The organism is Dyella sp. AD56, from assembly GCF_002878475.1.
GTDB lineage: Bacteria > Pseudomonadota > Gammaproteobacteria > Xanthomonadales > Rhodanobacteraceae > Dyella.
Window position 1 is genome coordinate 71,317 of record NZ_NRDP01000033.1, and the last position, 26,143, is coordinate 97,459.

20 protein-coding genes and 1 pseudogene are annotated in these 26,143 nt (G+C 63.0%); 12 read left to right on the forward strand and 9 right to left on the reverse strand.

What is annotated here, in order from left to right:
• Positions 1–39: 39 nt before the first annotated feature.
• Positions 40–2,169 carry an elongation factor G gene (gene fusA, locus DyAD56_RS20340; RefSeq protein ID WP_102304657.1) on the reverse strand — a complete coding sequence of 710 codons (2,130 nt, stop codon included), beginning with the start codon at positions 2,167–2,169 and terminating at the stop codon, positions 40–42.
• 378 nt (positions 2,170–2,547) lie between these two features.
• On the opposite strand from fusA, the gene DyAD56_RS20345 reads away from it, so the two are divergent.
• The 5 genes from DyAD56_RS20345 to DyAD56_RS20365 all read left to right on the forward strand — a co-directional run bounded on the left by DyAD56_RS20345 (position 2,548) and on the right by DyAD56_RS20365 (position 8,859).
• Positions 2,548–4,989 carry a TonB-dependent receptor gene (locus tag DyAD56_RS20345; protein ID WP_102304658.1) on the forward strand — a complete coding sequence of 814 codons (2,442 nt, stop codon included), beginning with the start codon at positions 2,548–2,550 and terminating at the stop codon, positions 4,987–4,989.
• Between the two features lie 109 nt (positions 4,990–5,098).
• The gene (locus DyAD56_RS20350) at positions 5,099–5,476 is read left to right on the forward strand and encodes a conjugal transfer protein TraR (protein WP_102304659.1); all 378 of its coding nucleotides are present in this window, start codon (positions 5,099–5,101) and stop codon (positions 5,474–5,476) included.
• Positions 5,477–5,557: 81 nt separating this feature from the next.
• Positions 5,558–6,046, forward strand: coding sequence for a peptide-methionine (R)-S-oxide reductase MsrB (gene msrB / locus DyAD56_RS20355; RefSeq protein WP_233202774.1), 489 nt, complete (start codon positions 5,558–5,560; stop codon positions 6,044–6,046).
• 30 nt (positions 6,047–6,076) lie between these two features.
• Positions 6,077–7,369: an acetyl-CoA C-acyltransferase gene (locus DyAD56_RS20360; RefSeq protein WP_102304661.1), complete on the forward strand. Its 1,293-nt coding sequence runs from the start codon at positions 6,077–6,079 to the stop codon at positions 7,367–7,369.
• 56 nt (positions 7,370–7,425) lie between these two features.
• Positions 7,426–8,859 carry an amidohydrolase family protein gene (locus DyAD56_RS20365; RefSeq protein ID WP_102304662.1) on the forward strand — a complete coding sequence of 478 codons (1,434 nt, stop codon included), beginning with the start codon at positions 7,426–7,428 and terminating at the stop codon, positions 8,857–8,859.
• Between the two features lie 45 nt (positions 8,860–8,904).
• Here the strand turns inward: DyAD56_RS20365 and DyAD56_RS20370 are convergent, their stop codons facing one another.
• On the reverse strand, positions 8,905–10,143 hold the full coding sequence (locus tag DyAD56_RS20370; protein WP_102304663.1) for a porin: 1,239 nt from the start codon (positions 10,141–10,143) through the stop codon (positions 8,905–8,907).
• A 217-nt stretch (positions 10,144–10,360) separates the two neighbouring features.
• Between DyAD56_RS20370 and DyAD56_RS20375 the strand changes: the two genes are divergently transcribed.
• The 4 genes from DyAD56_RS20375 to DyAD56_RS20390 all read left to right on the forward strand — a co-directional run bounded on the left by DyAD56_RS20375 (position 10,361) and on the right by DyAD56_RS20390 (position 14,802).
• On the forward strand, positions 10,361–12,121 hold the full coding sequence (locus DyAD56_RS20375) for an amidohydrolase (protein ID WP_102304664.1): 1,761 nt from the start codon (positions 10,361–10,363) through the stop codon (positions 12,119–12,121).
• Positions 12,122–12,220: 99 nt separating this feature from the next.
• Positions 12,221–12,946 (forward strand): HAD family hydrolase, encoded by a 726-nt coding sequence (locus DyAD56_RS20380; RefSeq protein WP_233202775.1) that lies wholly within the window; start codon positions 12,221–12,223, stop codon positions 12,944–12,946.
• A gap of 31 nt (positions 12,947–12,977) precedes the next feature.
• On the forward strand, positions 12,978–13,799 hold the full coding sequence (locus tag DyAD56_RS20385; protein ID WP_102304779.1) for an NAD-dependent protein deacetylase: 822 nt from the start codon (positions 12,978–12,980) through the stop codon (positions 13,797–13,799).
• A gap of 76 nt (positions 13,800–13,875) precedes the next feature.
• Positions 13,876–14,802 (forward strand): CHAD domain-containing protein, encoded by a 927-nt coding sequence (locus DyAD56_RS20390; RefSeq protein WP_102304666.1) that lies wholly within the window; start codon positions 13,876–13,878, stop codon positions 14,800–14,802.
• A 33-nt stretch (positions 14,803–14,835) separates the two neighbouring features.
• On the opposite strand, the gene tadA is transcribed toward DyAD56_RS20390, so the two are convergent.
• Together tadA and DyAD56_RS20400 are read right to left on the reverse strand one after the other, a co-directional pair.
• Positions 14,836–15,324: a tRNA adenosine(34) deaminase TadA gene (gene tadA, locus DyAD56_RS20395; RefSeq protein ID WP_102304780.1), complete on the reverse strand. Its 489-nt coding sequence runs from the start codon at positions 15,322–15,324 to the stop codon at positions 14,836–14,838.
• A gap of 26 nt (positions 15,325–15,350) precedes the next feature.
• Positions 15,351–16,286 (reverse strand): LysR family transcriptional regulator, encoded by a 936-nt coding sequence (locus DyAD56_RS20400; RefSeq protein WP_102304667.1) that lies wholly within the window; start codon positions 16,284–16,286, stop codon positions 15,351–15,353.
• Between the two features lie 5 nt (positions 16,287–16,291).
• Between DyAD56_RS20400 and DyAD56_RS20405 the strand changes: the two genes are divergently transcribed.
• Together DyAD56_RS20405 and DyAD56_RS20410 are read left to right on the forward strand one after the other, a co-directional pair.
• Positions 16,292–17,266: an NmrA family NAD(P)-binding protein gene (locus tag DyAD56_RS20405; protein ID WP_199179063.1), complete on the forward strand. Its 975-nt coding sequence runs from the start codon at positions 16,292–16,294 to the stop codon at positions 17,264–17,266.
• Between the two features lie 21 nt (positions 17,267–17,287).
• Positions 17,288–17,998: an SDR family NAD(P)-dependent oxidoreductase gene (locus DyAD56_RS20410; protein WP_102304669.1), complete on the forward strand. Its 711-nt coding sequence runs from the start codon at positions 17,288–17,290 to the stop codon at positions 17,996–17,998.
• An 88-nt stretch (positions 17,999–18,086) separates the two neighbouring features.
• Here the strand turns inward: DyAD56_RS20410 and guaA are convergent.
• The 3 genes and pseudogenes from guaA to folD form a co-directional block, all read right to left on the reverse strand.
• Positions 18,087–19,665: pseudogene (gene guaA, locus DyAD56_RS20415) on the reverse strand (glutamine-hydrolyzing GMP synthase).
• A 129-nt stretch (positions 19,666–19,794) separates the two neighbouring features.
• Positions 19,795–21,252, reverse strand: a complete 1,458-nt coding sequence (guaB, locus tag DyAD56_RS20420; RefSeq protein ID WP_102304670.1) for an IMP dehydrogenase — start codon at positions 21,250–21,252, stop codon at positions 19,795–19,797.
• A 177-nt stretch (positions 21,253–21,429) separates the two neighbouring features.
• On the reverse strand, positions 21,430–22,296 hold the full coding sequence (gene folD / locus DyAD56_RS20425; RefSeq protein WP_102304671.1) for a bifunctional methylenetetrahydrofolate dehydrogenase/methenyltetrahydrofolate cyclohydrolase FolD: 867 nt from the start codon (positions 22,294–22,296) through the stop codon (positions 21,430–21,432).
• 66 nt (positions 22,297–22,362) lie between these two features.
• Between folD and DyAD56_RS20430 the strand changes: the two genes are divergently transcribed.
• A complete protein-coding gene (locus DyAD56_RS20430) occupies positions 22,363–23,484 on the forward strand; it encodes a GNAT family N-acetyltransferase (protein ID WP_102304672.1) in 1,122 nt (373 codons plus the stop codon).
• Here DyAD56_RS20430 and moeB read toward each other — a convergent pair whose 3' ends face one another.
• The gene (gene moeB / locus DyAD56_RS20435) at positions 23,485–24,651 is read right to left on the reverse strand and encodes a molybdopterin-synthase adenylyltransferase MoeB (RefSeq protein ID WP_102304673.1); all 1,167 of its coding nucleotides are present in this window, start codon (positions 24,649–24,651) and stop codon (positions 23,485–23,487) included.
• A gap of 83 nt (positions 24,652–24,734) precedes the next feature.
• Positions 24,735–26,135 carry a ribosome biogenesis GTPase Der gene (gene der, locus DyAD56_RS20440; RefSeq protein WP_102304674.1) on the reverse strand — a complete coding sequence of 467 codons (1,401 nt, stop codon included), beginning with the start codon at positions 26,133–26,135 and terminating at the stop codon, positions 24,735–24,737.
• Between the last annotated feature and the right edge of the window lie 8 nt (positions 26,136–26,143).

The following is a 26,143-nucleotide window of genomic DNA, read 5'->3' on the forward strand; positions in this document are numbered from 1 at the left end:
CGTGAGCGCGAAACGGCTCACGGCGTAAGCGTTGAGGCATTACTTCGCCTCTTTCTCCATTAACGTGTCCACCAGATTGGCGGGCACTTCCTCGTAGTGGTCAAACTCCATGGTGAACGTGCCACGGCCTCGCGTGGCCGAACGCAGGAAGTTGATGTAGCCGAACATTTCCGCCAACGGCACAAAGCCTTGCACGAATGCCTGCGTGCCACGTTGGCCTTGCTCATTCACCGTGCCACGTCGCCGATTGATGTCGCCGATAACGTCGCCCAGGTAATCGGGCTCCATCGACACTTCCAACCGCATCACCGGCTCAAGCAGCTTGGGTTTGCTCAGCCGCTGGGCCTCGCGGAAACACTGGCGCGTCGCTATCTCGAACGCGAGCGCGGACGAATCGACGTCGTGGTACTTGCCGTCGATCAGGCGCGCCTTGAAGTCCACCACTTCGTAGCCGGCCACCTGGCCTTCGCGCGACTCGACATCTACCGCGTGCTCCACTGCCGGAATGTATTCGCGTGGCACGCGGCCACCGACAATCTCATCGGAGAACACGACACCGCCACCGGTCGCCAGCGGCTCGAACACCATGGTGACTTCGGCAAACTGGCCGGAGCCGCCCGATTGCTTCTTGTGCGTATAGGTATGTTCGACCGTGCGACCAAAGGCCTCGCGGAAGCTGACCTTGGGCTTACCCATCGTCGCGTCCACGCCAAGCTCGGTGCGCATGCGGTCGATGGTCACTTCCAGATGCAGCTCGCCCATGCCCTTGAGCACGGTCTGCCCGGTTTCCTTGTCCATCTCCAGCCGCAATGAAGGGTCGGCCTTGACCATCTTGTAGAGCGCCGACGACAGCTTATCGACGTCGTTGCGGGTCTTGGGCTCGACCGACACGCTGATGACCGGATCAGGGAAGCGCATGCGTTCGAGCAGCGCAGGATGCGCCGGGTCCGACAGCGAGTCTCCGGTTTCCGTTTCTTTGAGCGAAACGAAAGCGACGATATCGCCTGCGCGTGCTTCGTCGATTTCCTTGGTGGCATTCGCCTGCACCTCTACGATGCGGCCAATGCGCTCCTTCTTGCCGCGCGTCACGTTGAGCAAGGTGTCACCCTTGCTGACCACGCCCGAGTAAACGCGGCAGAAGGTAAGCGTGCCGAACTGGTCGTTGATCACCTTGAAGGCCAACACGCGAGCCGGCGCTTCATCCACTACGCCTTGCTCGCCGGTTACGTGACCGTCTTCGTCAACCAGCGCAATGCCGCCGTTCTCGCCCGGATACGGCATATAGTCGATCACGCCATCCAGCAACTGCTGCACGCCCTTGTTGCGGTACGAGGAGCCGCAGAATACCGGCACCAGCTTGCCGGACACACAGCCCTTGCGGATGCATTCCTTCAGCTTTTCAGGGTCGAACTCGCCCGTTTCGATCAGGCGATCGAAGGCTTCGTCATCCATCGCCAAGGCGTATTCCAACGTTTCCTGGCGCAGCTTCGCCAGATTGGCGACCCAGGCCTGGTCACCGGCCTCGGAGAACGTCACACGCCCGGCGATCTCATCGAGCGGCACGGTATCCCAGGGGCTGTCCTTGTCGTCGCCCTTCCAGATATAGCCCACGCCGGCCACCAGGTCGGCCATGCCAATGAACTCGTCATGGCTGCCCAGCGGCACCTGGCACAGCAGTACGTTGGCGCCGAGGCGCTCGCGAATGCCTTTCACGCAGTGCTCGAAATTGGCGCCCGTGCGGTCCATCTTGTTGACGTAGCACACGCGCGGCACGTTGTACTGGTCAGCCAGACGCCAGTTGGTTTCCGTTTGCGGCTCCACGCCCGCCACGCCGTCAAACACGACGACTGCGCCGTCGAGCACGCGCAGGCTACGGTTCACCTCGATGGTGAAGTCCACGTGGCCTGGCGTATCGATCAAGTTGATCTGGTGACCCTTCCACTCTGTGGACACCGCCGCCGACTGGATGGTGATGCCGCGCTTGCGCTCCTGCTCCAGGTAATCGGTGGTGGTGGAACCCTTGCCGTCCTTGGTGTCATGCACGTCAACGATCTGATGCTTCTTTCCCGTGTAGTACAGGATGCGCTCGGTCGTCGTGGTCTTACCGGCATCGATGTGCGCAATGATGCCAATGTTCCGATACAGCTGAAGCGACTTCTTACGTGCCATGGGTTCCGCCTTGAATGAAGGTACCTGCCAACCGGACGGGGTCCACCAATCCACCCTGTCCAGGGATCCGCACAATATAGGGTCGTTCAGCCAAGCATCAATGTCGCGTGAAGTCGTTTGAAATCAGCAACTAGCGCCAGGCGACATCCATCACCCCAACGCCAGGCACCCCTCTGACTGTCCCCTGGCTGTCGCCCTACTCGCCCAACGGGCCTGCTGCGGCCGAGGTGCTCATGCCCTGAGGTTATGAGCTGAAAACCAATAGTCATTGGACATGTTTAGACGTCTATACCGCTGTTGACTAGAACTTACAAACGCTATTAGCCTGCAATTGCTGCATTGCGTCACTGCTCTTCTTTCGACTGGGGAACCCACTACATGCATAAGAACGCCGTCGGCCTTAAGGCCGCGCCAAGCATCCTCGCCGTTGCGCTTCTTTCCATCCTTTCGCAGGCCTCCGCGCAGGACGCGACGCCTGCACCGACCACTGACAACGCCAAGAAACTCAGCACCGTGATTGTCACCGGTACGCGTGCGGACAACCGGACGGAGAGCAGCTCGCTCACACCGATTGACGTTGTCTCGGCGCAGACACTGCAACAGACCGGCACCACGGAATTGACCACGGCACTCGCCCGCATCATCCCGTCACTGACCTTCCCGCGGCCTTCGGCGTCCGACACCGCGGATTCGCAACGCCCCGCCCAATTGCGCGGCCTGTCGCCGGACCAGGTATTGGTGCTGGTGGATGGCAAGCGCTGGCATCCCGGCGCCATCCTGCTCACCAACGGTGTGCTCGGCCGCGGTTCGCAAGCGGTGGACCTCAACACCATTCCCATCGGTGCCATCGATCACATCGAGGTGCTGCGTGATGGCGCGTCCGCGCAATACGGTTCGGACGCCATCGCCGGCGTGATCAACGTCGTGCTCAAGAAGGGCGCGCAAGGCGGCGAGGTCGACCTGAGCGGTGGCCAATACTCTGCAGGCGACGGCCGCCAGTGGCAGGGCTCGGCCAACTTTGCGCTGCCACTGAGCGATGACAAGGGCTGGATCCGTTTCACGCTGCAGGACGGCAACCAGGATTACACCAATCGCTCGCAACCCAACCGCACGCGCCCCTGGGAGGGGACCACGCAGCGCTTTGGTGACCCGGCGGTGAAAGACCACAACCTGTTCGTGAACGCGCAGTTCGACCTCACGCCCAACGTTCAGCTCTACGCGTTCGGCCACTACAGTGACCGCAACACCACCTCACCGGCGTTCTTCCGCAACCTGGCGAACAGCAACTCGGTGCCGTCGCTCTACCCGAACGGCTACCTGCCGCTGGAGCACGCCGATTCCACCGATCGATCGCTGGTGGTGGGCATCCGTGGCAAGACAGAAAGCGGCTGGCGCTGGGACATCAGCGGCAACTACGGCGGCAACCGTGTGTCGTACGCCACGGAAAACAGCGTCAATCGCGCCTTCCTGCATGATTTCGGCTACAGCCCCACCGAGTTTCACGACGGCATCCTCAAGGCGGCGCAGCAGTCGTTCGATGTGGACATCGCCAAGGAGTTCTCGACCAGTTGGCTGCCCAACCCGGTGACGCTGGCGTTCGGCGCGGAGTACCTGCGCCAGACCTATGCGATCGATGCGGGCGACCTGACCTCGTGGTACACCGGCAGGTCGGGCGTCTCCGGCGGCGCCCAGGGCTTCGGCGGGTATCAACCTACTGACGCGGGCTCCTACAGCCGCCATGATGTGGCTGAGTATGTCAGCCTCGAATCCAACCTCACCGATCGCTTTAGCACCTCGCTGTCCCTGCGCCACGAGGATTACAGCGACTTCGGCAACACCACGTCCGGCGCGCTCGCGGGCCGCTTTGACTTTACCGATCGCTTCGCCCTGCGCGGCAGTGCGTCCACCGGCTTCCGCGCGCCGTCATTGGCGCAGCAGCATTACTCGTACACATCTTCACTTTATTACGGTGCGGGCAATTCGCTGCACCTGCCGGCCGGCATCTACAATACCGGCCTGGTGCCCGTGAACAGCGAGATCGGCACCTTGCTCGGCGCCCAACCGCTGGAGCCGGAGAAGTCACACAACTACACGCTGGGCGCGGTGTGGAACCCGGTCGATGCGCTCAACCTGAGCGTAGACATCTACCAGATCACCATCGACAACCGCATCACCCTGTCCAGCAACCTGGCGACGACCTCGCCGACGGTGCAGTCCTACCTTGCGGCCAACGGCGTCACTGCCACCAACTACAGCGGCATCGCCTATTTCACCAATGCGGTAAACACGCGTACGCGCGGCATCGATCTGGTGACGAGTTACCTGAGCGACTTCGGTGACGCCGGCACGCTGCAGAGCACACTGAGTTACAACTACAACAAGAACAAGGTCACCGACATCAAGGCCAATCCGGCCATCCTCAATCAGCTCGGCGTGAACCTCAAGCGTATCGACCGGCGCGACCAGTACGGCCTGCTGGCCGATACGACGCCGCGCAGTAAGCTCATCCTCAACGAGCTCTACAGCCTTGGCCACTGGAGTTTCAACGGCACAGCGACGCGTTATGGCAGCTTTGTGTCCTATAACTCCACCACGGCTGCGCTGGATCAGACCTTCGGCGCGAAATGGATCTTTGATTTTGCGGTGAACTACAACCTCGACCGCTGGACCTTCACCCTCGGCGGCGACAATGTGTTCAACACATACCCCGATCGGGTAATCCCAGCCAACGACAACAATGGCACACTGCCGTACTCGGTGTTTTCGCCGTTCGGCTTCAATGGCGCCTATGTGTACGGCAAGGTGGCCTATCGCTGGTAAGCGTACCGTGCTGACCCGCCCTGGCGGGTCAGCACGCAGCCCCTTCACCACGCGCGAACGAGCCATGTGCGATAGCTCCGGGCATTCCTTTCTTACGGAGTCGTTTCCCATGTCCGCAGCCCCTGCCCTTACCCCCGAATTCATCGCCCAACAGCGCAAGCGCCTGGAGGCTCTACGCCGGCAGGTGCTGGGCGGCGAACTCGACGTCAATGCGCGCAAGCGTGCCTTCACCGAAGAACACGGCGACGAGGCGGAGGAGTTCGAAGACGAGGCGCAGAGCCTGGCGCAGGAAGAAGTACGCCAGGCGCAACACGACGTGGACGACCAGCGGGTAGCCGACATCCAGCGCGCCCTCGAGAAGATCGACGAAGGCACCTATGGGGTATCGGACGAAAGCGGCGACCCGATACCGAAGGCGCGACTGGAGGCTCGCCCCGAGTCGGTGCTCACAGTGCAAGAGGAAGAAGCTCGCGAGCGCCAGCGATAGCCCCTTGAGCCGGGCGCAATCGCCCCGACTATGAGGACTCCCGGGCGTCCGCCCCGGAGTCGTTGCCGAGGAGATCACGCCGTGAGCCATCGCTCTACCTTCGACCTGTCCCCGCCTACTCCGCAGCAATTCGACGCCCTTGCCGCGACGCTGACCGCCGATGAGCGTAAGGTGCTGCTGGACCATGGCACCGAGTCGCCGTTCTGCGGCGTACTGCTGACGGAGAAGCGCGCGGGCGTTTACGGCTGCCGCCTGTGCGGCCTACCGCTGTTCCTGGCCGGCGCGAAGTTCGACAGCCGCACCGGCTGGCCCAGCTTCACTACTCCCTTCGACGACACACACCTCAATTACGTGCGCGATGCCAGCTACGGCATGGTGCGCACGGAGATCCGCTGCGCACGCTGCGGCAGTCATCAGGGCCACGTGTTCGACGACGGCCCGCCGCCGAGTTACCAGCGCTACTGCATTAATTCTGTGTCGCTCGAATTCGTAGCCGCTACTGATCCGCCGCCGGACAAGCTCGGCCGTGGCGCGCCCGAGGGCGCGGTCTGGCAAAACTTCCCCGCCTGATTTCCTCAACCGCATCGTCAGGACACATCCATGTCGCTGAAATCACGTTACGGTCGTCCCGTCTGGCTGGCCTCTGGCCTGCGCACGCCCTTCGCCAAGGTGGATGGCGCACTCGCCTCCTACGACGCCATCGCGTTATCGGTGCCCGTGGTGCAACGCATGCTGGCCAGTCTGCCCGATGGTCAGCGCCCCGATTTCGCCGCCTGGGGCACGGTGGTGCCCAACCTCACCTGGAGCAACATCGCGCGTGAAGTGCTGATGGACGCCGGTGCTCCGGCCACCATTCCCGCCTTCTCCACCATCATGGCCTGCTCCACCAGCATGATCGGCATGATCGAAGCCGCCGGCATGCTGGACGATGACAGCCTGCAGCTCGCCTTGGTGGGCGGTGTGGATAGCCTCAGCCGCGTGCAGTTGGGCTTGCCGCAGCGCCTGTCCGATTGGATTCGCCAGTTCCAGAAGGCCCGCTCGCTCGGCGAGAAGGTTTCGCACGCACTGTCGCTGAAACTGGGCGATGTCAGTCTGTATATCCCCGGCATCGTGAACCGCACGACGGGGTTGAGCATGGGCGAGCACACCGAGATCACCGCCAAGGACTGGCACCTGCGCCGCGAAGACGAGGACGCCTTGGCACTGGCCAGCCACCAGCACACGGTAGCGGCGTGGAACAACGGCTTCTTCGATGACTTGGTTATTCCCGTCGGCGAGTTCCGGCGCGACAGCATTGCTCGAGCCGACTCCTCGCTTGAGAAGCTCGCCAAGCTCCCACCCACCTTTGACCGCACCAGCGGCCAAGGCACGCTGACTGCGGGCAATTCTTCGCCGCTGACTGACGGCGCAGCTGGTCTGTGGGTCGCCAGTGAAAAAGGACTTGGCCGCATTCCCTCGCACGTGCCGCGCGTGAAGCTGGTGGATTGGGAAATTGCCGCGGTCGATTTCCGCATCGAAGGTCTGCTGATGGCTCCCGCATTCGCCATTCCCAAGCTGCTGGCGCGGCACGGACTACGCTACGACGATGTGGCGCTGTGGGAAATCCACGAGGCGTTCGCCGCGCAGGTGCTGTTCCATATGGCGGCACTGGAAAGCCGCGAGTTTCTTACCCGTAAAGCGGGCGTGGACCGCGACTTCGGCCCCTTCCCACGCGATCGCGTGAACCCCAACGGCGGCAGCCTCGCCATCGGCCATCCATTCGGCGCCACCGGCGCGCGCATCCTGAGTCAGGCGGTGAAAGAGCTCGCGGCGATGCCTGCTGGCACGCTTGGCATCGTCAGCATCTGCGCCGATGGCGGCCAGGGCACGGTGGCGCTGCTCGAAGCGGGTTGATCGTCCGGCAACGTGACTGGCAGGATGCTCCCTACGTTTGAGATGGGGGAGCATCCATGACGCTGAAACGCACGCTATTCACCCTTGCCTTCGCTGGCCTGCAGGTCACGGCATCCGCTTCGGCGGCTGATAGCAAGCCGCCGTCGGACAAAGATTTCGTTGCCTACGACCAGCCACTGGTCGCCTTCATCCACGCCACCGTCGTGGACGGTACCGGCGCAAAGGCCATGCGCGACCAGACGCTGGTGATCGACAAGGGCCGCATCACCGCGCTCGGCAGGAGCAGCAAAGTAAAGGTGCCGCAGAACGCCAAGGTCATCGACGCTCAAGGCAAGACCCTGATGCCAGGCTTTGTGATGGTGCACGAGCACATGTTCTATCCAGCCGGTGGCGTCGAGTACAACGAGATGAGCTACAGCTTTCCGCGCCTCTATCTCGCGGGCGGCACCACCACGATGCGCACGGCGGGCTCGATGATGCCGTATGCCGATATCAACGTGCGCGATGCCATCAACGCAGGCAAGGTGATCGGCCCGGACATGGACGTGACCGGCCCTTACCTCAACGGCCCCGGCCTGCCGATTCCCGCCGTGCACGTACTCAGCGGCCCCGACGATGCCGAACGCACCGTCAATTATTGGGCGGATGAAGGTGTCACCTCCTACAAGGCGTACATGCAGATCACGCGTGATGAATTGAAGCGCGTGATCGATACGGCGCATACCCGCAAGGCCAAAGTCACAGCGCACCTGTGTTCGGTGACTTATCGCGAAGCCGTGGACATGGGCATAGACAATCTGGAGCACGGATTCTTTGTGTCCAGCGATTTCGTGAAGGACAAGCAGCCGGATCAGTGCCCCAAGAGCCCGGGCGTGTCCGATTCACTTGCTGCAGTCGAGGCGAACTCCACAGAAGTGAAGTCACTGATGCGCGACATGATCGACCACCATGTGGCGCTCACCTCCACCCTGACCGTCTTCGAGACCTTCGTACCCGGGCGCCCCAAGGCACCTCAGGGCGCACTGGACCTGATGCTTCCTGAAGTGCGCGCGCAGTACGAGGCTTCCTGGAACAAGGTGCAGAGCAGCAAGGGGCGTATGACGCCGGAGACTTACCTCAAGCTCGCCCGCATGGAGAAGCAATACGCCGACGCCGGCGGCCTGCTGCTTGCCGGCACCGACCCGACCGGCTATGGCGGCGTGGTGCCAGGCTATTCATCCAAGCGTCAAATCGAGTTGCTGGTCGAAGCCGGCTTCGCGTTCGAGCAAGCGGTAAAGATCGCTACGTACAACGGCGCGAAGTACCTCGGGCGCAATGCCGAGGTGGGCACGCTCGCGGTGGGCAAGCGCGCCGATCTCGTGGTGATCGATGGCGATCCGTCGAAGACCACCACCGACATCGAGCACATGCCGTACGTGTTCAAGAACGGTGTGGGCTACGACACGCAAAAGATTTTCGACGCCACCCACGACACAGTCGGCCTGCATTGATCACGCATTGCTGGCGCTCCCTCACGGGAGCGCCAGCAACATCCATCAGAAGTACACCTGGGCGCGCACTTCGAAAATGTGCGGATCGACCTTCAGATTTCCCCGGTCACTGAAAGCCCACACATAGTTGGTCTGCAGCTTCAGGTGCTCGCCCAGGTACCAGTTGGCGCCGGCCGTCCAGTCGTGCTCCTTGCCGCCGGTGATGGACCCGTCGTTGAGGTCCAACTCGCTGTAGCGCACCGCTAACTCCACGGCACCCCACGCATGGGTCGGCCGCACGGCCTGCAGGTCGCGGCCGTTGTAACGGCGATCAGCGACATTGCCATCGCTGTAGGCACGCGACTCGCCGGTCAGCGTCCAGGTCGTAAACACATAGAAGCCGCTGGCGTCATAGTCGGGCTTGCCGTGGTAACGGTCGACCTGTGCCTTCAGGTACTCGCCCTGCAGCGACCATGGCCCCTCGATCCATAATGATTCGAAACCTTGGCGGTTCACGCTCTTGCTGTAAGGCAGGTTGCCCGAGTCGACCAGACGAACCGGCGATAGACCATCCTCCGGACGAGCGCGCAGCCGTGCGGACGGTGGCACCGTTCCATCATCCGCCCAGTCCAGTTTCTCCCGCGACGCGGAAACGCCCAGATGCAGCACCTTGCCGGGAGCATTGAGTGGCATCCATGCCGCACGTCCGGCCCAGGTGCGGCCCGGGTTGTTGCCGTCGAAATCCTTGCGCCAGAAGTAGTCGCCTATGTTGATGATGAAATGCGGCCGCACCAGCGCCCAGTCAAACCCTGCACGACGCCCCTCCCAGACTGCCTGCGTGGGTAGCGCGGTTTCGATGAAGGTGGTGGCGGAGCTGCTGGTTACGCCTTCGAAACCCACGGGCGTCTTGGAATAACCAAAGCGAAAATTGCCCACGTCCTCACCGATCACACCGCTGCTACGGAAACGCACGAAGGCATCCGCCCACTGCTTGGCCTGGAAGTCGTACTGCGCGATCGCGTCGTAAACACCGGGCTTGCGCAGATACAGGCCGAAGTAACGGCGACGATTGGTGCCGGCGTCGTCGAATTTTCCGTTGTCGTGCGAGAACTGGTTGACGTCGTACTGATAAAGCACGGCTAGCCCGAAATCCGTACCGTCGGATGCCGTCACATGGGTAGGCCAGTTACTGTAGAAGTCATAGCCGTCCGCAAGACAACACATCGGCCATGCGCACAGCAGTGCGCCCGCGACTAGCGCACGGCGAAAGACACTGACGGTGTTTGCAGGCACGGATCGGTTCATGGTCTCGCCTCCCAACGAGTAGATGGATGCTGTCCAACCCCTGTCATGGCGGGAAATGACTTTTGCGCATATGCACATGCCCGGTTTCCGCCGCGATGCACTGCGTGAAATCTAACGATCCGCGTACGCGGCGCCCTGATCAAACGGCTTGACGCTGCCTAAACACGCCAGCGCTTACACCTGAGGGCGGGGGTGGTTTGGCATCAAGGCGACACCCATGGCTGTCTATCCGACGCTTATCGTCCACAACGCGAAGATCCATACCGGCGTCGCGCATCGGCCCGAAGTGCAGGCGTTGGCCGTCAGCGGTAACCGGATTGCTGCGGTGGGTACCAATTGCCAGATACGCGCGCTCGCCGGTCCGGCGACCATCGTCATCGACGCGGGAAGACGCCGCGTCATCCCCGGCTTGATCGATGCCTGCCTGCCGCTGATAGCCACAGGCCTGGGCTACAACCAGCAACTGCGTTGGGATGGCATCCCGACACTGGACGAAGCGTTGCGCGTACTGGCTGAACAAGTGCGGCGCACGCCGGCTCCGCAATGGGTGTCCGTGATCGGCGGTTTCTGCGAACACCAGTTCGCCGAACGCCGGCTACCGACACTGGACGAACTCGATCGCATCGCGCCATCCACGCCGGTCTATATCCAGCACCTGCAGGATCGCGCCTTGCTCAACGGTGCCGCTATGGCTGCGTGCGGCTACGATGCAAGCACCCTTGACCCACCCGGCGGACATATCGAGTGGGACGCTGCCGGCGCGCCCACCGGGTTGCTCATCGCAGCACCGTCCACGGAGGTATTTCAACAGACGCTCGCGCACGCGCCCGAGCTTCCTCACGAATACCAGATCAACAGCACGCGCCAGTTCATGCGTGAACTGAATCGCCTCGGCATCACCAGCGTGATCGATCCCGGCTCGCCACAGCTGCGCTATCCGGGCGACTACGCCACGGTGGAAGAACTGGCGCAGCACCATCTACTCAGCGTGCGCGTCGCCTATCACCTGGCCGCCCAAACGCCAGGAGCGGAGATCGCCGACTACCTGCACTGGTCCACCATCCATCGGCCTCGCGACGGCGACGATGCATTCCGTTTCAACGGTGCAGGCAGCGTGCTTGTGCACGCCGCCCAGGATTACACCCATTTCCGCCAGCCGCCATCACCCATTCCCGCCCAGGCGGCCGCTGATCTTGAGGACGTCATAAGCCGGCTGGTCGCACGCAATTGGCCCTGGCGCATGCACGCCAGCTATGACGAAACCATAGGCATGGCGCTGGACGTACTCGAACGCATCGATGCAAAGCTGCCGCTGCAGTCAGTCCCCTGGTTCATCGACGGCGCAGAAACGATCGACGACCACCAGATCGCACGGATGGTCCGTCTCGGCGGAGGCATCTGTGTGCAACCCAACATGGCTTATCAGGGGGAGTACTTCATCGAGCGACACGGCGACCACGCCGCCGCACGGACGCCGCCACTACGCCACATGCTGGACGCTGGCCTGCGTATCGGTGTCGGCTCCGGCGGAACAGAGCGATCAAGCATGGATCCCTGGGTGACGCTGTCCTGGCTGGTCACGGGGTGCACGCTGGGTGGCGTCGCGCTGTATCCCCCCGAACAACGGCTGGATCGAGCTACGGCGCTCGCGCTGCACACTCGGGCCAATACCTGGTTCTCGGGTGAGGATGGCCGCAAGGGGCAGATTGACATCGGCCAACTGGCGGATTTCGCCGTGCTCACACAGGACTATTTCGACGTCGCTGATGAAGACATCCGGCACATCAGGGCAACGCTCACCGTGATGGACGGCCGCATTGTCTTCGCCGACGCTGACTACCACTCGCTCGATCTGCCGCCGCCGGCGCCACTGCCGGTCTGGTCGGCCCTGCATCACGGCCATGGTGTCTGGAGGCCACCAGCGTGTGGACACGCCGAACAACGTACAGCCCCCTCTTCCCGTGGCGCCCTGTCCTGAACGCCGAGGTCGCCAGCCCCAGGTCGGCAGCACCGTCCAAATCCGGTGTTTTCTGGGAAAATGCCCCCATCTGACTGGTTGGTCTGGCGCGGTGGATGGATGAGCAACGTGATTGAATTGGTAGGTTTCGACGGCGACGACACGCTGTGGCACAGCGAGGGCTATTACCAGTCGGCGCACGGCGAATTCGAACGCATTATCGGCGCGTACGTGGATCTGGCCGATGTGCACGTGCATGACCGGCTGCTGGCCACCGAGCGCCGCAACATCAAGCTGTTCGGTTACGGCGCAAAGGGCATGACCCTATCCATGCTGGAATCGGCCATCGACATCACCGAGCAGCGCATCAGCGCGACCGACCTGCATCGCATCATCGAGCTGGGTAAGCAGGTACTGGCGCATCCGGTGGACCTGCTGCCGGGGATTCGTGCAGCGGTGGAAGCCATTGCGCAACATCACCGCGTGGTGCTTATTACCAAGGGCGACTTGTTCCACCAGGAGCAGAAGGTCGCGAGCAGTGGGCTGGCAGACCTGTTCCATCGCATCGAGATTGTTTCGGAGAAGGACGAGCGCGCTTACCGCAACGTGCTGGAAGAGTTCCAGCTCACGCCTGCGCACTTCGCCATGGTCGGCAATTCGTTGCGCTCGGATATCGCGCCGGTGGTTGAGATGGGCGGCTGGGGCGTTTATATGCCCTACCACGTGACCTGGGCGCACGAAACCGATACCGACTTTGTCGACCGTGCCTCGCGCGTCATACAAGTGGAAGGCCCTGGCGGCATCGCTGGGGCCATCGAGGAGTTACAAGGCCGTGCTGCAGCCTGACGCGACCATCGCTGAATCTACGATCGAACCCATGCGCGATATCGCACAGGATCAGGCGCGGCTGCGCGAATTTATCGAAGCGCATCCACGCCTGTTCGTACTGACGGGCGCGGGCTGCAGCACAGATTCGGGCATTCCGGACTACCGCGATGCCAACGGCGGTTGGAAACGACCGCAACCGGTGACCTATCAAGCCTTCATGGGTGAGCGGGCCACGCGCCAACGTTACTGGGCACGCAGCTTGGTGGGTTGGCGCCGCTTCGGGCGCGCCCTACCCAACGCGACGCACCATGCATTGGCACGACTGGAGCAGCAGGGTCGTGTTACCGCACTACTCACCCAGAATGTCGACGGACTCCATCAAGCAGCCGGACACCGCCAGGTGATCGACCTGCACGGACGCCTGAATGAAGTGCGTTGCATGAACTGCGCTCTGCGCTTGCCACGAGACACCTTTCAGCAGGCGCTGGTCGAACTCAATCCCGACTGGGCGATGCTCGACGCGGGTGATGCACCGGACGGCGATGCCGACCTGGATGGCCGTGATTTCTCGTCCTTCAAGGTGCCGCCCTGCCCGCACTGCGGCGGCATCCTCAAGCCCGACGTGGTGTTCTTCGGCGAAAACGTGCCCCGTGATCGCGTTGACGCCGCCATCACATCGCTGAACGACGCGGACGCCATGCTGGTGGTCGGTTCGTCGCTGATGGTCTTCTCCGGCTACCGGTTTGCGGCCGCCGCCGCACGCGACGGCAAGCCGATTGCCGCGGTGAACATGGGCAAGACCCGGGCGGATCCGCTGCTCAGCCTGAAAATCGAACAATCCTGCGCTGAGGTGCTGGCCTTTCTGTCATGAGCGTGCGGCGGGAGGCCGCTCGCGCATTATGACAATTTGATGCAAAGTAGACGTCCCGGTCGTCCGGAATCACTGCATGAATGCCAGGCTCCAGCATCGCGTCACCCCATCGCGCGCATCGCCGGCTCCCGCCAGGAACCGCCCGGGCACAGTTTCGGAATTCGATCGCATCCGGCAAACCCTGGATGGCTATCTGACCAAAGCCGCCGAATCGCGCAAGCGCCTGCTGGAAGAGCCCTACGATCCGAAGTTGCTGCACGCTTGGCGCGTCAACCTGCGCCGCGTTACCGCCACGCTGAAAGACGTGGCTACCCTGTCCGACGATGACCTGCACGACGTATTGAGCTATTTGCGCTGCTGCCGCGAAGCCACCGGGCAATGCCGCGACATGGACATCCTCGCCATGGAAACGCTGCCGACCTTCCTGGACAAGGAGCACGGCGAACTCGACGAGACTCAGGCCGTACGCAAGACGCTCAGCGAGCGGCAGCAGCAAAATCACAAGGGCGCACTCGTCCAGCTTAAAAAGTACGGTCTGACCACGCCGATACGCGCCTGGCGTCATTGGGTGCATGTGCTGGAACCACCCAGCGACAAACGCGTGCGCGAAGTTGCCGCCACGGTTATCGAAAAGCGTTTTTCCGATCTCAGGAAGCGTGCCGACAAGTTGGACGGCGGCCAGAAACGCCTGCATAGGCTGCGCAGCGCCACCAAGAAACTCCGCTACAGCATCGAGTTGTACCAGCACGCCTTCCCCAAGGCTGCCACCACGCAGTGGTTGAAGCGCCTTGCCGACCTGCAGGGGCACCTGGGTCTGGCGCATGACCGCATGATGGCGCGCACGTTGATCGGCGAGGTGGCGACCGGTGACAACACCAAAGCCAAGCTCAAGGCCTTCCGGCGCTGGACCAAACGCACGGCCTATGAGGCTTCGGAAAAAGCGTTGCAGTCACTCGTCAAACTGGAGCAACTGAAAGCCTACTGGCGCGCTGCGGCTCACTAAGTTCGCACCGCACGGGAAATGGCCTGGCAGCAATTAGCGCCGGGCGCGGAAAAACTCGCGCAGCATGGTCGATGCGTCATCGGCCAGCAAACCACCCTCGACCACCACGCGATGGTTGTGGCGGTCCGAAATCAGCGTATCGAACACGCTGCCAGCCGCGCCCGTCTTGGGATCGGTGGCCCCATACACCACGCGCCCGATGCGCGCGTGCACCAACGCCATCGAGCACATCGCGCACGGCTCCAGGGTCACGTACAGCGTCGCGCCTGGCATGCGGTAGTTGGACAGCTTCTCGCCTGCGGCGCGCAGCGCCATGATTTCCGCGTGTGCGCTGGGATCGTTGAGCGTGATGTTGCGGTTCCAACCCAGCCCGATGATCTCGTCGCCCTGCACCAGCACCGCACCCACCGGCACCTCGTTCTCGGCATCACGCGCGTGCGCAGCCAGTTGCAAGGCGCGGCGCATGTAGCCCTCGTCTTCGGCGGAAAACTGCGGCGGCGTGGGCAAGAGGGTGTCGGTCATCGGGACGGCTACAGACAGCGGGCCGGTCATTCTATCGCCCGCGATGCTGGCTGTGCCGAGGCCGTGATATCAATGACGAATTCGAGAAAGGCGCGAACCTTCGCCGACGGATGATGGCGAGAGGGGTAAAGCGCATAGAGCGGGAAGCGCTCGTCCGGCCAATCGGGAAAAAGCTCGACCAACTGCCCGTTTGCGACCAGAGGCCCGGCGGCCACATCCATGACCTGCGCGATGCCATAACCGGCCACGCAGGCGGCATGCATGGTGCCGCCGTCGTTGACGGTCAACCGGCCGGTGGTTTTCACGGCAAGCTGTTCGCGCTTGCGATGGAACTCCCAGGGAAACGTGCGGCCGGTCGCAGGATCGCGAAACTCGATGCAGATGTGCTTGCCGGCTTCCAGTTCCTGCGGCCGGGCCGGGTATCCGTAGCGATGCAGATACGCCGGCGCCGCCACGGTGAGGATGCGTGTATCCAGCAGCTTGCGCGCCACCAGGCTGGAATCCGGTGGCTCGCCAAAACGGACAGCCACATCGAAACCATCGGCCACGATGTCACCCAACTGGTCACGCGTCGCAAGCTCCACCTCTAGTTGTGGATAGGCCGCCATGAACTCACCCAGCCGCGGCGCCAGCACCAGGCGTGAGAACAGCGGGTCCATGTGCACGCGCAACCGACCGCGCACGCTGGTAGCCCCTTGTGCTGCATTGGCAGCAGCTTCTTCCAGCCCTGACAGCAACGGCAGTACCTGCGCGTAAAAGCGCCGCCCTTCATCCGTCAGGCGGACCGAGCGCGTGGTGCGGTCGAAAAGGCGGATGCCCAGTCGAGCCTCTAACCGGGCGATGGCGCGGCTGACGCCAGGCGGAGACATGTCCAGCGCCTCGGCAGCGGCAGCAAAACTACCGCCATCCACCACGGCGGCGAACACGCTCATCCCGTTAAGCATGCGCTCGTCGAAAGACATAATTGATGCCTCTTCATCACTTATCTATTGTCATTGATGTTATCGCGAAACGAGTTGCGCGCATCCAGAATCGTCTTCGAACGCGGCGCATTGCCGCCAGACTGAGGATCCCGAACATGTATGCCGTGATGGGTGTCACCGGCCAGGTTGGCGGCCAGGTAGCCAACGAATTGCTGGCGGAGGGCTATGCCGTTCGCGCGATCCTGCGCGACGAGACGAAGGCGGGCCGCTGGATGGACCGCGGCTGCGAGATCGCGCTGGCCACAGCCGACGATCCGGACGCACTCGCCACAGCCTTCGCAGGCGCTGACGGCGTCTTCCTGATGATTCCGCCCGACTACGACCCAGCCCCTGGCTTCCCCTGCGTCCAGAAGATCATCACGGCCGTGTGCCAGGCGGTGGATGTTGCGCGTCCGAACAGAGTGGTGTTTCTGTCCACGGTGGGCGCCCATGTGGGGGCATTTTCGTTGCTGAGCAATTCGCGCATGGTTGAGTCTGCGCTACGAGAACTGGCGATACCCACGGCTTTCGTACGCGCCGGCTGGTTCATGGAGAACGCCGCGTGGGACGTCGCCGCCGCCCGTAAGGGGCTCATCCCCAGCTTTCTGCAACCGCTCGACCAGCCTATTCCCATGGTGGCAACTGCCGATATCGCGCGCACCGTAGCGGGAGCCCTGAAGGATCGTTGGCAAGGCACGCGGATCATCGAACTGGAAGGGCCACGCCGTTATTCGGCGCTCGACATCGCCAGCGGCTTCGCTGCCGCTCTCGGGCATTCCGTAAGCACCGAGCCAGTACCCCGCGATACGTGGGAAAACCTGTTCCAAACGCAAGGCATGCAAAACCCTGATCCCCGCATGCGTATGCTCGATGGCTTCAACGAGGGCTGGATCGACTTCGAGCAGGGCGAGGCGGGCTCGCTCAAGGCGACGACAACACTGGAAAGCGTATTGCGCGACCTGGTCGAACGGTCTTCCTGAGGCCAACTGACGGACGGTTCCATGACATCGAGCAAGCATCAGACGCAGCAAACCGCGCTCATCGTGGGCGCTTCCCGCGGACTTGGCTTCGCCCTGGCCGACGAATACCTCAAACGCGGCTGGCAAGTCATCGCCACGGTTCGTCACGAAAAACCCGGGCCGCTCCATGAGCTGGCTGCCAGCGCCGGCGGCCGGCTGGAGATCGAGCTGCTCGACATCAATTCACCGGCGCAACTGCAGGCGCTGAGCCAACGCCTTGCCGGGCGAGATCTCGACGTGCTGTTCGTCAACGCAGGCGTCGCGATCGACGCAGAAAAACCCATCGCCGAGATCAGCACAGACGCCTTCGTGGACACCATGGTGACCAACGCGCTGAGCCCGATGCGCGTGATTGAGACGTTGGCCCCGTTGGTCGCCGTCAGCGGCAGCATCGTGGCGATGTCCTCTGACCTGGGCAGCGTCGGCAACAACATCGATGGGGGATGGGAGGCCTATCGCGCCAGCAAGGCAGCCCTGAACACGCTGATGCGCAGCTTCGCCGCACGCCACGCCGGCGATCCCCGCTCGTTGCTGCTGATCGCCCCGGGCTGGGTACGCACCGATATGGGTGGCCCGGAAGCCGTGTTGTCCGTTGAGGAGAGCATCCCATGCGTGGTCGACGTCATTGCCACGCACGCTGGTCATCACGGTCTGAAATTCCTGAACTACCTGGGCATGAGCGTGCCGTGGTGATTCGGTTCGTTCGCCCATAAAAAAGCCCGAACATCAGGTGGTTAGAAAACACACCTCATGTTCGGGCCGTATCATGGAGCGGGAGAACTCACTCCCACTCGATAGTGGCAGGCGGCTTGCCGCTGATGTCATAAACGACACGAGAAACACCGCGCAACTCATTGATAATACGATTAGAAACTTTGCCAAGGAAGTCGTATGGCAAGTGCGCCCAATGCGCCGTCATGAAGTCGATGGTCTCCACCGCGCGCAGCGCGATAACCCATTCATAGGCGCGGGCGTCACCCACCACGCCCACGGACTTCACCGGCAAGAACACGGCGAAGGCCTGGCTGGTCTTGTCGTACAGGTCCCAGGCGCGCAGCTCTTCGATGAAGATGGCATCGGCACGGGCGAGCAGCTCGGCATACTCCGGCTTCACCTCGCCCAGGATGCGCACACCCAGGCCGGCCCGGGAACGGATGACGGTAGACCATGGCGCGCGGCAGGCCGAGTTCCACGCCGATACGGCGCACCTCGTCCTTGAACAGCTCGCGCAACGGTTCGACCAGCTTGAGCTTCATGTGCTCCGGCAGGCCGCCCACGTTGTGGTGGCTCTTGATGACGTGCGCCTTGCCGGTCTTGCTGCCGGCGGACTCGATCACGTCCGGGTAGATGGTGCCCTGCGCCAGCCACTTCACCTGGCCGTGCCCGCCAGCGGTGACCTTGGCCGACTCCTCGTCGAAGATCTCGACGAACAGGCGGCCGATGATCTTGCGCTTGGCTTCCGGGTCAGCCTCGCCTTCCAGCGCCTTGAAATAGCGCTCGGCGGCGTTGACGCGAATCACCTTCACGCCCATGTGCTCAGCCATGGTGGCCATCACCTGGTCGCCTTCATTCCAGCGCAGGAGGCCCGTGTCGACGAACACGCAGGTCAGCTGGTCACTGATAGCCCGATGCAACAGCGCGGCCACCACGGACGAATCCACGCCACCGGAGAGGCCCAGCAGCACGTGATCGCTGCCGACCTGCTCGCGCACGCGGGCGATCTGGTCTTCGATGATGTGCGCGGCCGTCCACAGGGTCTGGCAGCCGCAGATTTCCGTGACGAAACGCTGAAGCAGCGCTGTGCCCTGCTTGGTGTGGGTCACTTCCGGATGGAACTGCACGCCGTACCAGCGCTTATCCTCGTTCTCCATGACCGCGACCGGAATGCGATCCGTGCTGCCCGTGATGACGAAGCCCGGCGGCGCCTTGGAGACGTGATCGCCGTGGCTCATCCAGACATCCAGACGGTGCGCGCTGTCGTGGTCGCTGAGATTGGCGAACAGGCGGCTGCTGGAGGCGATATCCACTTCCGCATGGCCGAACTCACGCGCGTCGGCAGCCTCGGTGGCGCCACCCAGTTGCGCAGCCAGCGTCTGCATGCCGTAGCAGATGCCGAGGATCGGCAGGCCTGAATCGAATACTTCCTGCGGTGCGCTAGGCGCGCCCGGCAGCGTGGTCGATTCCGGGCCACCCGACAGGATGATGCCCTTGGCGCCGAACGCGGCGATCTCGGCAGGGTCGTGGTCCCACGCCCAAATTTCGCAGTAGACGCCGATCTCGCGCACGCGGCGGGCGATCAGCTGCGTGTACTGCGCGCCGAAGTCGAGGATGAGGATTTTGTCGTTATGGATGTCGGTCACGGTCCGGCTCCGGTGCGCGACAGGTTTGCCCTGCACTTCGCGCTTGAATCGTTGAATGCGAAAGCGACGCGTGTGAGCGTCGCCTTCCGTTGAAACGAATGCGCCGGCCATGAGGCCGGCGCGTATCCATCAGGAATTGAGCCGGTAGTTCGGCGCTTCCTTGGTGATCTGGATGTCGTGCGGGTGCGCTTCGGTTACGCCGGCGCTGGTCACTTTCACGAACTGCGCCTTCTGGCGCACATCGTCGACCGTGGCAGCACCGAGGTAACCCATCGAGGCGCGCAGGCCGCCGATCAGCTGGTGAATGATGTTGCGCAGCGAGCCGCGATACGGCACACGACCTTCAATGCCTTCGGGCACCAGCTTGTCGGCGTCGGCTTCGTCCTGGAAGTAGCGATCCTTGGAACCCAGCGCCATCGCGCCCAGCGAACCCATGCCACGGTAGCTCTTGTACTGGCGGCCCTGGAACAGTTCGACGTCGCCCGGCGATTCTTCGGTACCGGCAAACATCGAGCCCAGCATCACGGTGGATGCACCGGCGGCGAGCGCCTTGGGAATGTCGCCCGAGTAACGGATACCGCCATCGGCGATCAACGGGATCTCATCTTTCAGCGCAGTGGCGACGAGGTCGATGGCGGTGATCTGCGGCACACCGACACCAGCGACAACGCGCGTGGTGCAAATCGAGCCAGGGCCCACGCCCACCTTCACCGCATCGACGCCGGCATCGAGCAGCGCGCGCGCCGCTTCACCGGTGACGATATTGCCAGCGATTACTTGCACCTGCGGGTAGCGCTTCTTCACCCAGCCGGCGCGTTCGATCACGCCCTGCGAATGACCATGCGCCGTGTCGACCACCAGAACGTCCACGCCGGCATCAACCAGCGCTTCAACACGCGCTTCGGTGTCGCCGCCCACGCCCACCGCGGCGCCGACCAGCAGACGCTCGAGGCGATCCTTGGCGGCGTTCGGGTTGTCGCGGGCTTTCTGGATGTCCTTCACCGTGATCAGGCCACGCAGTTGGAAGTCGTCGTTGACTACCAGCACTTTCTCGATGCGGTGCTTGTGCAGCAGCTGCAGCACTTCGTCCTGACTGGCGCCTTCACGCACCGTCACCAGCTTCTCCTGGCGGGTCATGACGTTGCGCACGGGGTCTTCATGCTTGCGCTCGAAGCGCAGATCACGGCTGGTGACGATGCCGATCAGCTGTTCGCCATCCACCACCGGCACGCCGGAGATGTTGTGCGCGCGGGTGAGCTGCAACACTTCGCGGATGGAAGTATTCGGGCCGACCGAAATAGGACTGCGAATCACGCCCGCTTCGAACTTCTTCACCAGACGCACTTCGGCGGCCTGCTGCTCGGCGGTCATGTTCTTGTGAATGATGCCGATGCCGCCCTGCTGGGCCATGGTGATGGCGAGGCGGGCTTCGGTGACCGTATCCATGGCGGCGGACACGATGGGGATATTCAGGCGCAGGTTTCGGGTGAGCCGCGTGGAGGTGTCTACGTCACGTGGCAGAACGGCCGAATGGGCCGGAACGAGGTAAACGTCGTCGTAGGTGAGAGCCTCGGCGAGGATGCGCATGCGTTTTGTCCCGCTGCAAAGAGGAGATTATACGCAGAAGCCCCTAGGGCTGCCAGACTCTGCATGAACGAAACCTGCAGAGCCCCTGCAGAAACGCACTTATGCGCAGCTGCAGTGCGCGATATCTCCGCCCGCCGCGTGGTCGCGCACGGGTGCGCTCCTACAAGGATCTGATGCTCAGCCGCGATGCGCTGCGTCGCGGGCATCGGCCGCTTCGAGCGTGTTTTCCAGCAGGGTCGCCACCGTCATGGGGCCCACGCCACCCGGCACCGGCGTGATCCAGCTAGCGCGCTCGGCTGCGGGCGCAAAATCCACATCACCCACCAATCGACCGTCTTCCAGTCGATTGATGCCCACGTCGATCACCACCGCGCCCGGCTTAACCCACTCGCCCTTGACCAGCCCAGGCTTGCCCACGGCGACGATCACAATGTCTGCCTGGCGCACGAAGCCTTCCAGGTCACGGGTGAACTTGTGGCAGCAGGTGGTGGTACAGCCGGCGATCAGCAGTTCCAGCGCCAGCGGGCGTCCCACGTGATTGGAGACACCGACGACCACGGCATGCTGACCGCGCACAGGGCGGTCGGTATGGCCCAGCAGGGTCATCACGCCACGCGGCGTGCATGGGCGCAAGCCGAAGCGGCGCAGCGCGAGGCGGCCCACGTTGACGGCCTGGAAGCCGTCCACATCCTTGCCCGGATCAATGCGGTCGACCAGGGCGTCCTCGTCGATATGGTCGGGCAACGGCGACTGCACCAGGATGCCATGCACGGCCGGATCGGCGTTGAGGCGATCGATCAAGGCAAACAGCTCGTCCTGCCTGGTGCTGGATGGCAGATCGAAATCGAACGAACGGAAGCCAACCTGATGGCAGGCTTTGCGTTTATTACGAACGTAGACGGACGACGCAGCATCGTCACCGACCAGCACGACGGCCAGACCGGGCGCATCCTGCCCCTTGGCCGTGCGCTCGGCGACACGCCGCCCGATGCGGTCCATCAGCTCCTGCGCGATGCGTTTGCCGTCAAGGATACGTGCGCTCATGGTCCGGGGCCGCCTACAAAGAGACCTATTATCCCGGCTCGGCCGCACGCACACAAACGAAACCGCATGGCTGACACAACCGCTTTGACCGCCCGCATCGAACTCGACGCCCAAGGGCTTCGGCTACGCCCATGGCAGCCCGAAGACGCCGACTCGCTGTATGAAGCCGCCCGAGAATCACACGCCACCGTGTCACCGTGGATGCCGTGGCTGCGCGATAACTACAGCCGGGACGACAGCGCAACGTGGATTGCGACGTGCCAGTCCAACCGCGAACGTGGCGATGCCTATACCTTCGGGATCTTCGACGAGAGCGGCCGCGCACTGGGCGATATCGGCCTCAACCGCATCGACCACACAAGGGGTAGCGCCAACCTCGGTTACTGGGTCCGCGAATCAGCCCAGGGTCAAGGTGTCGCCAAGCGCGCGGCGCGAGCCATCGCTGCGTTTGGTTTCGAGGTGCTGGGCCTGGCCCGCATCGAGATTGTGGCTGCGGTAGAAAACGTGGCCAGCCGCCGTACTGCAGAGAGCATTGGGGCGCATCTCGACGGTATCTCGCCCAACCATATCCTTCTGCGCGATGAGGCCGTTCCCGCCGCGGTGTACTCGCTGCTACCGCCTGAGCAAGGCGATGCCTCACCTGGCCCCGTGCTGGAGGAAGGTACGTTGCGCCTGCGCCCGTTTCGCCACACCGATCTGCCAGCGCTGCACGCATCCCTGCACGAGTCGATGGACAGCATCGGTCGCTGGCAAGCGTGGTGCACGCCGAACTACAGCATGGAAGATGGCGCTCGCTGGATCGCGCAGACGCGTCTGGCGTGGCAAGGCGTCGGCGACGAATGCGCGCTGGCTATTACGGACCGGGCGACCGATGAACTCATCGGCTGCATCGCGCTCAATCACTGGCAACCCGAGTACGGGATGGCCAACCTGGGCTACTGGGTCCGCCAGAGCAGACAGGAGCAAGGCATTGCCACGGCAGCCGTGTGCCTATTGGCACGCCATGCGCTGCGTGTAACGGATTTGCGTCGACTGGAAATCGTGATCGCCGAGGACAACGTCGCCAGCCGGCGCGTTGCGGAGAAAGCTGGCGCGCGATTCGAGGCCATCGCGCGTCGCCGTCTGCTACTGCGCAGCGAACCGCAGGACGCCGCGATCTACTCGTTCATCGCAGACGACTTGCGCTGATCAACCCGCCGTGGCGCAGAGCTGCACTAGATCCTCATACCCATTGAATGTGGCGCCGTCGCCGCATCCCGGGCAGCCAGGATCGCGCGGCAAACGCGTCTCCTTGAAACGCATGCCAAGGGCGTCGACGTTGAGTAACCGCCCCACCAGCGGCTCGCCGATGCCGAGGATCAGCTTGAGCGCCTCGGTTGCCTGCAGCAAACCCACAATCCCTGGCAGCACGCCAAGCACGCCGGCCTCGCTGCAATTGGGTGCATCTGCCGCTGCAGGCGGCTCCGGAAACAGGCAGCGGTAACAGGGGGACTCCGTTCGGCGCGGATCGAACACGCTGACCTGCCCCGTAAAGCGCTCGACCGCGCCATAGACCATGGGAAGCCCCAGGCGCCGTGACGCAGCTGCTACCAAGTAGCGCGCAGGAAAATTGTCTGCACCGTCAATCACCAGATCGTGATCAGCCAGGAGCCGCTCGACGTTGTCCGCCTGCAGGCGCTCGTTGCGAATCTCAATGCGTACACGGGGATTAAGCGCGGAAAGCGCGATGCGCGCCGACTCCGTTTTGTACATGCCGACACGGGCATCAGCATGAATGACCTGTCGATGCAGGTTCGAACGCTCGACGCGATCGTCATCGATCAGGGTGATCTGCCCCACGCCGGCCGCCGCAAGATAGAGCGAGGCAGGCGCACCGAGACCACCCGCACCCAGCAGTGCCACGCGCGCTGCGGCGAGCTTCGTCTGCCCTGCCTCGCCCACCTGGGGTAACTGCAGCTGCCTTGCATAGCGCTCGGCGGCATCGCCATCCAAGGCACCCGCCGCGATAGGCAAACCCTCCGCTTTCCAGCGCTGGTATCCGCCCGCCACCGACACCACCCGCTCGTAACCCATGCGCTGCAGAGCTTCCGCAGCCAGCAACGAACGCTGTCCGCTACCACACAGAACCAAGATGGGATGCTGGCGATCGGCTTCGATCTGCTCGATGCGAAGCTCGAGGAATCCGCGGGACAGCCCCACGGCGCCCGCCGGCGTGCCACTCGCCCGCTCACCGTCCTCGCGCACGTCGATCAACAGACTGCCTTGCGCCTGTCTGGCGAGTGCATCGACAGGGGGGATTTCGGGAATGCTGGCCCGCAGAGATTCCAGCCAACGGTCGCGATTGAGGCTCGTCATTGGACTAGCTTACGGCGAAACGAGGGATGAGGCGCGGGCTGCCAGACACTGGCTCGCAGCTGTACACCGCCCGGACTTCAATCTCAGCGATCGCGCTTCTTCATCTCGCGGATCATGCGCTGACGCTTACGCTTCTGGCTGTCCGTGAGCACGTTCTTCTTGCCGGCGAAGGGGTTTTCACCGTCGCGGAAAAGGATACGCACCGGCGTGCCTTCCAGCTTGAATCGCTTGCGGAAGAAATTTTCCAGATAGCGACGATAAGCGGGCGCAATGTGTTTGGTTCGGCTGCCGTGGATGACGATGGTCGGCGGATTGTTGCCGCCAGGATGCGCAAAGCGCAGCTTGGGCGCATGACCCCGCACCAACGGCGGCTGATAGCCTTCGTAGGCCATCTCGAGTGTTTTGGTGAGTTCGGACGAACCCAGTTCTTTCGTGGCGGCGTGATGCGCACGCACGACGCCCTTCATCAGCTCTCGCAGGCCAGAGCCATGCAATGCCGAGATGAATACGGTCTTGGCCCAGTCGACGAATTGCAGGCGGCGCTCCAGCGCTCGCTGGCACTGCTCGCGCTGATAGCTGTCCATGCCGTCCCACTTATTGACGGCGATCACCAATGCCCTGCCCTCGTCGACAGCGTGGCCGATCAGCGTGAGGTCCTGGTCAGCCAGGTTCTCGCGCGCATCGACCATCACCACCACGACCTGGGCGGCGGCCATTGACTGGAGTGTCTTGATGACACTGAACTTCTCCACCGCCTCTTCCACGCGAGCCTTGCGGCGCACACCGGCGGTGTCGATCAGGGTGTACTTGCGACCGTCACGTTCAAGCGATACACGAATGGGATCGCGCGTCGTACCGGCCACATTGGAAACGATCAGGCGATCCTCGCCGAGCAGGCGATTGATCAGCGTCGACTTGCCAGCATTCGGACGGCCGACGATGGCGACACGAATGCTGTCCGCTTCGCCCGGATCGATTTCTTCGTGCTCTTCCTCGGGCAGCAGCTTGATGGCCGAGGCGACGAGATCTTCCGTGCCGCGATTGTGGGATGCGGCAAGCGGCAACGTGTTGGCGATGCCGAACACCGCGAACTCCGCCATGGCGTTCTGCAGGTCGAGGCCATCGGTCTTGTTGACGCCGGCGATGATCGGCTTGCCGCTACGACGAAGCTCATCAAGGATGGTCCGGTCCTGCGGCAACAGGCCGTCGCGAGCGTCGACCACGAAGACCAATACGCTGGCCTCTTCGATCGCCAGGCGAACCTGCGCCGCGGTCAGGCCATCGATGCCTTCCTCTTCGCCCGACAGGCCACCGGTATCCACGACCACAAACGGGCGCGTGCCGGTGCGGCACACGCCATAGTGTCGATCTCGCGTGACGCCCGGCATATCAGCCACCAGGGCGTCACGACTGCGCGTCATTGCATTGAAAAGGGTCGATTTACCGACATTAGGGCGACCGACCAGGGCAACGACGGGCAGCATTATTTAGA

Bases quoted from the DNA above. Each gene is read 5' to 3' on its own strand.
- DyAD56_RS20350 (WP_102304659.1), top strand. From the start codon at position 5,099: ATGTCCGCAGCCCCTGCCCTTACCCCCGAATTCATCGCCCAACAGCGC.
- guaB (WP_102304670.1), bottom strand. From the start codon at position 21,252: ATGCGCATCCTCGCCGAGGCTCTCACCTACGACGACGTTTACCTCGTT.
- der (WP_102304674.1), bottom strand. From the start codon at position 26,135: ATGCTGCCCGTCGTTGCCCTGGTCGGTCGCCCTAATGTCGGTAAATCG.
- DyAD56_RS20360 (WP_102304661.1), top strand. From the start codon at position 6,077: ATGTCGCTGAAATCACGTTACGGTCGTCCCGTCTGGCTGGCCTCTGGC.
- DyAD56_RS20405 (WP_199179063.1), top strand. From the start codon at position 16,292: ATGCCTCTTCATCACTTATCTATTGTCATTGATGTTATCGCGAAACGA.
- DyAD56_RS20365 (WP_102304662.1), top strand. From the start codon at position 7,426: ATGACGCTGAAACGCACGCTATTCACCCTTGCCTTCGCTGGCCTGCAG.
- DyAD56_RS20345 (WP_102304658.1), top strand. From the start codon at position 2,548: ATGCATAAGAACGCCGTCGGCCTTAAGGCCGCGCCAAGCATCCTCGCC.
- fusA (WP_102304657.1), bottom strand. From the start codon at position 2,169: ATGGCACGTAAGAAGTCGCTTCAGCTGTATCGGAACATTGGCATCATT.
- DyAD56_RS20380 (WP_233202775.1), top strand. From the start codon at position 12,221: ATGAGCAACGTGATTGAATTGGTAGGTTTCGACGGCGACGACACGCTG.
- folD (WP_102304671.1), bottom strand. From the start codon at position 22,296: ATGAGCGCACGTATCCTTGACGGCAAACGCATCGCGCAGGAGCTGATG.
- DyAD56_RS20375 (WP_102304664.1), top strand. From the start codon at position 10,361: ATGGCTGTCTATCCGACGCTTATCGTCCACAACGCGAAGATCCATACC.
- DyAD56_RS20410 (WP_102304669.1), top strand. From the start codon at position 17,288: ATGACATCGAGCAAGCATCAGACGCAGCAAACCGCGCTCATCGTGGGC.
- DyAD56_RS20390 (WP_102304666.1), top strand. From the start codon at position 13,876: ATGAATGCCAGGCTCCAGCATCGCGTCACCCCATCGCGCGCATCGCCG.
- DyAD56_RS20385 (WP_102304779.1), top strand. From the start codon at position 12,978: ATGCGCGATATCGCACAGGATCAGGCGCGGCTGCGCGAATTTATCGAA.
- tadA (WP_102304780.1), bottom strand. From the start codon at position 15,324: ATGACCGACACCCTCTTGCCCACGCCGCCGCAGTTTTCCGCCGAAGAC.
- DyAD56_RS20430 (WP_102304672.1), top strand. From the start codon at position 22,363: ATGGCTGACACAACCGCTTTGACCGCCCGCATCGAACTCGACGCCCAA.
- DyAD56_RS20400 (WP_102304667.1), bottom strand. From the start codon at position 16,286: ATGTCTTTCGACGAGCGCATGCTTAACGGGATGAGCGTGTTCGCCGCC.
- DyAD56_RS20370 (WP_102304663.1), bottom strand. From the start codon at position 10,143: ATGAACCGATCCGTGCCTGCAAACACCGTCAGTGTCTTTCGCCGTGCG.
- moeB (WP_102304673.1), bottom strand. From the start codon at position 24,651: ATGACGAGCCTCAATCGCGACCGTTGGCTGGAATCTCTGCGGGCCAGC.